Origin of the sequence: Streptomyces sp. NPDC059900, from assembly GCF_050270335.1 — a bacterium.
GTDB lineage: Bacteria > Actinomycetota > Actinomycetes > Streptomycetales > Streptomycetaceae > Streptomyces.
In genome coordinates, this window is record NZ_JBNNJZ010000721.1 from 1 (window position 1) to 3,679 (window position 3,679).

General features: G+C 69.7%; 2 protein-coding genes and 1 pseudogene. All 3 read right to left on the reverse strand.

Going from position 1 to position 3,679, the window contains the following annotated elements:
* Positions 1-701, reverse strand: a pseudogene (locus ACQKIP_RS42680) (FAD-dependent monooxygenase); the annotation flags it as partial.
* A 124-nt stretch (positions 702-825) separates the two neighbouring features.
* Positions 826-1,983, reverse strand: a complete 1,158-nt coding sequence (locus ACQKIP_RS42685) for an XdhC/CoxI family protein (RefSeq protein ID WP_365866740.1) — start codon at positions 1,981-1,983, stop codon at positions 826-828.
* 38 nt (positions 1,984-2,021) lie between these two features.
* Positions 2,022-3,500: an NCS2 family permease gene (locus ACQKIP_RS42690; RefSeq protein ID WP_365866739.1), complete on the reverse strand. Its 1,479-nt coding sequence runs from the start codon at positions 3,498-3,500 to the stop codon at positions 2,022-2,024.
* Between the last annotated feature and the right edge of the window lie 179 nt (positions 3,501-3,679).

Sequence of the window (3,679 nt, forward strand, 5' to 3'; positions counted from 1 at the left end):
GCGAAGAGCCGCTCCAGGAGGGCGAGACCGCGGGCCTCGCTCGCCTCGTGCAGGCCCAGGCCCGTCCAGGTCTCCGGGGAGCACTCGATGACGCAGGTGCTCTGCTCGTCGCTGAAGCGGTAGCCGTAGCACCAGATCCAGCCGTGTTCGGTCTCCGTGAAGGCGAAGGTGAAGGAGTCGAAGACCTTGCTGGTGCCGAGCCAGATGTACTTGTTGCGGCCGACCGAGATCTCCGGGCCGAAGTGGCCCGCGTGGCGTTCGCGCAGCGCGCTCCTGACGCCGTCGCCCGCGACGACGAGGTCGGCGCCGGGCAGCTGGGCCGCGGCCGTGATCTCCGACTCGTACTCGATGTGTACACCGAGTGCCCGTGCCCGCCCGGCGAGGATGTCGAGCAGCCGGTGGCGCCCGATGCCGTGGCCTTCGTCGCCGTGGTGGACGGTGGTGCGGTCGCCGACGTGCGCGATGCCGTCGCTCCAGCGGACCGAGTGCTCGCTGATGGCCTCCGCCGACTCGGGGTCGCCGGCGTGGAGCTTCTCGAGCAGCCCGCCCCAGTAGGTGACCCCCCAGCCGTAGGTCGAACCGGCCGGGTTCCGTTCGTGGACGGTGATGTCGTGGGACGGGTCCTGCCGCTTGAGCAGGATCGAGAGGTACAGGGCGGCGGGACCGCCGCCGACGCAGGCGACCTTCACGGATGCTCCCATTGCGTCACAAAGTGGTCATTTTGTAACGCAACGTAGCAGGCATATGACATGAACCCGTGGATCTCGGGCAGCGCAACCGTTCGGTGGGTGCGGACGTCGAATCAGGGCGGCGAACCCCGGGCCGTCAGGCCACGGACCCGATGCGCCCCGCGGGCCGCCCCGAGCCGTCGTGGTGGATCGGCGTGTGCGCGCCCGTCAGCGAGACCCCGCTGCCGCCGCGCCGGTTCGCGACGATCTCCGCGGCGATCGACAGGGCCGTCTCCTCCGGGGTGCGCGCACCGAGGTCGAGGCCGATGGGCGAGCGCAGGCGGGTCAGCTCCAGCTCGCTGACGCCGACTTCGCGCAGCCGGGCGTTGCGGTCCTGGTGGGTGCGGCGCGATCCCATCGCGCCCACATAGGCGACCGGGAGCCGCAGGGCCAGTTCGAGCAGGGGGACGTCGAACTTGGCGTCGTGGGTGAGGACGCACAGGACGGTGCGCCCGTCGACCTCCGTGCGCTCCAGGTATTTGTGCGGCCACTCGACGACGATCTCGTCGGCGTCGGGGAAGCGCGCCGGGGTGGCGAACACGGGCCGCGCGTCACACACGGTGACGCGGTAGCCGAGGAACTTGCCCATCCTGACGAGCGCCGAAGCGAAGTCGATGGCGCCGAACACGATCATGCGGGGCGGCGGGACGCTGGACTCGACAAGGAGCGTGAGCGGCTGCCCGCAGCGCGAGCCGTCCTCGCCGATCTCGACCGTGCCCGTGCGCCCCGCGTCCAGCATCGCGCGGGCCTCGCCCGCCGCCGTGCGGTCAAGCTCGGGGTGGCCGCCGAGCCCGCCCTCATGAGCGGCGTCGGCGTCCGAACGTACGAGAAGCGCCCGCCCCACGAGTTCCGGGGGCCCGGCGGTGATCCGGGCGAGCGCCGCGGGCTCGCCCGAGGCGGCCGCCGTGAGCGCGGCGGCGAAGACCGGCCGCACCGGCGAGTCGGCGCGGACCGGGGTGACGAGGATGTCGATGATGCCGCCGCAGGTCAGGCCCACGGCGAAGGCGTCCTCGTCGCTGTATCCGAAGCGTTCGAGCACGCTCTGGCCGTCTTCGAGTGCCTGCCGGCACAGGTCGTAGACGGCGCCTTCCACACACCCGCCGGAGACGGAGCCGATCGCGGTGCCGTCCGAGTCGACGGCCAGGGCCGCGCCCGGCTGCCGGGGCGCGCTGCCGCCGACCGCCACCACGGTGGCGACGGCGAAGTCGCGTCCCTGCTCGACCCACCGGTCCAACTCTTCGGCGATGTCCAGCATGTCCGTCTCCTAACGGGTGTGTGGTCAAAAAGGAAGGGCTACTTGACGCCCATCCAGTTCTCGATCGGATGGAGCGCGAAGAAGGCGAGGAACACGAGCGCGAGCACCCACATGAGCCAGCCGATCTCCCGGACCTTGCCCTGCGCGGCCTTGATGAGGACGTGGGCGACGACACCGGCCGCGATACCCACCGTGATGGAGTACGTGAACGGCATCAGGACCGTGGTCAGGAACACCGGGATGCTGGTGGCCTGGTCGGTCCAGTCGATGTGCCGGGCGTTGCTCAGCATCATCGCGCCGATGACGACGAGCGCCGCGGCGGCGACCTGGGTCGGGATGAGCTGGGCCAGCGGGGTGAAGAAGAGGCAGAGCGCGAAGCCGAGGCCGGTGACGACGCTGGCGAAGCCGGTGCGCGCACCGTCGCCGACACCCGCGGTGGACTCGACGAAGACGGTCTGGCCCGAGGCTCCGGCCAGGCCGCCGACGACACCGCCGGCACCGTCGATCGCCAGGGCCTTGTTCAGGCCCGGCATCTTGCCGTCCTTGTCGGCGAGGTTGGCCTGCTGGCCGATGCCGATGATGGTGCCCATGGCGTCGAAGAAGCCGGCGAGGACCAGGGTGAAGACGATGACACCCACGGTGATGCCGCCGATGTCGCCGATGCCGCTGAAGGACACTTCGCCGAAGAGCCCGAAGTCGGGCGACGAGACGATGGAGCCGTCGAGCTCGGGGGCGTTCAGGCCCCAGTCCGCCTTGCTCATGCCGGCGACCTGGTTGACGATCGCGGCGAACACGGTGCCGCCGACGATGCCGATGAGGATCGCGCCCGGCACCTTGCGGACCTGGAGCACGAAGATCAGCAGGACGGTGACGGCGAAGCAGACGACGGGCCAGCCGATGAGCTTGTCGTCGATGCCCATCTGGATCGGCTTCGCGCCCATGTCGCCGTGCTTGGACGGCATGGAGGTGACGAAGCCCGCCTGGACCAGGCCGATCAGCGTGACGAACATGCCGATACCCATGGTGATGGCGTGCTTCAGCGCCAGGGGGATCGCGTCCATGATCAGGGTCCGCAGGCCGGTGAGGACCAGCAGGATGATGATGACGCCGTAGATGATGCACATCGCCATCGCGTTGCCCCAGGTCATCTCCGGGGCGACCTGGAAGGCCATGACGGCGGAGACACCGAGTCCCGCCGCGAGGGCGAGCGGCACATTGCCGAGGATGCCCATGACGATGGTGGTGGCGGCCGCCGCGAAGACGGTGGCGGTGGTCAGCTGATCACCGTCGAGGCGGTGTCCCGTGGCGTCGGGCACCGAGAGGATCACGGGGTTCAGCAGGATGATGTAGGCCATCGCCATGAAGGTGGTGATGCCGCCACGCACCTCCCGGCCGACCGTCGATCCTCTGTGGGTTATGTGGAAATACCGGTCGAGCCAAGACCTGCCGGCCGGGACGCGCGAGCCGTTGCCCGCGTCTTCCGGCGTGGTCTTCGGCTCCGTTGACTGCTGGGTCATGGTGCCTAACTCCCAAGGTTCATAGGGGCACCCGCAACAGGCCGGTCGTTCAAGGGTGGGGCCTGTGGAGACTGCGGGATTTGGGATGGTGCGTTGGGCGCACGACCCGGGGGACGGCCCGAGACGAACTGGGGCTCCGAAGAGCGTGGGTGCTGCTTGGGTGCTGCTTGGTTCTGCAC

Coding starts and splice junctions, on each gene's coding strand:
- ACQKIP_RS42685 (WP_365866740.1), bottom strand. CDS start 1,983: ATGCTGGACATCGCCGAAGAGTTGGACCGGTGGGTCGAGCAGGGACGC.
- ACQKIP_RS42690 (WP_365866739.1), bottom strand. CDS start 3,500: ATGACCCAGCAGTCAACGGAGCCGAAGACCACGCCGGAAGACGCGGGC.